The following is a 1,028-nucleotide window of genomic DNA, read 5'->3' as shown; positions in this document are numbered from 1 at the left end:
CAAGTGCCAATGGTTACAGGAAGAGACGGCAACTTCGAGGTGTTTGGCAAGGGTACACCACTTATCTATATCAATGGGCGTGTCGTACAAGACAAAAACGAGCTTGCACAACTCAACTCACAAGACATCAAGAATGTGGAAGTCATCACCAATCCTGGTGCCAAGTATGATGCTTCGGTCAAGTCTGTCATTCGTATTCGTACCAAACCATCGCAAGGTGAAGGCTTGGGTGGAACACTTCGTGCCAAAAATGGTTTCCGACACTATTTTTCGAGCATGGAGCAAGCAAACTTGAAATATCGTAAAGGAGGCTTGGAACTATTCTCCAATCTCAATTATTATACCGGCAAATTCTATAGCTATGGAGTCACGAATCTGGAAACGAAAGCTTCTACCAATTGGCTTCAGAACATAGAAAGCATCGGTCGTATGCGAAACAATGAGTTCTTCGGCAAGTTTGGATTGTCATGGATGCTCAATGAGCATCATTCCATTGGCGCTTATTATGTGAATGGAGTGGGACTGCAAAAGGAACATCCTGATTATAAAACCACTTCGTATGCAGATGGAACTCTGAAAGATATGGTTTCCACCGTAGGACTCAACAGGACACATGCCATGCCTAAGCATCATGCCAATATCTATTACAATGGAGAAGTGGGCAAACTTGGCGTTGACTTCAACATGGACTACATGTGGAGAAAAAAGCGCAAGACTTCCGATCTGTCGGAGATAAACCTCAACAATGAGGACAATTCGATTACATCCAATGGTATCGGGCACTCACGAATGTTTGCCGAGAAGCTGGTTTTGAGCTATCCTCTGTGGAAAGGACAACTTGAAGTGGGCAATGAGTACACCGCCTCACAGACATTGAATGATTTCAACATCAATATGGCTACTATCGGAAATAGCAACACCAAGAGCGATGAGAAAAACATGGCTGGTTTTCTCTCCATAGGTCAGCAGTTCGGAAAGGTTGCCGTAGAGGCAGGACTTCGTTACGAGCATGTCAACTTCAAATACAC

The 1,028-nt window shown here is 44.2% G+C and carries 1 protein-coding gene; it reads left to right on the top strand.

The window, feature by feature from the left end; genetic code table 11:
- Window positions 1–9: 9 nt before the first annotated feature.
- A partial coding sequence (locus KSW37_RS15620; protein WP_217743531.1) for an outer membrane beta-barrel protein occupies window positions 10–1,028 on the top strand: 1,019 nt, incomplete at its 3' end.

Source organism: Segatella copri, assembly GCF_019127135.1.
Lineage (GTDB): Bacteria > Bacteroidota > Bacteroidia > Bacteroidales > Bacteroidaceae > Prevotella.
Note: the sequence above shows the minus strand (reverse complement) of the source record. Positions and strands in the feature narration are given on the sequence as shown.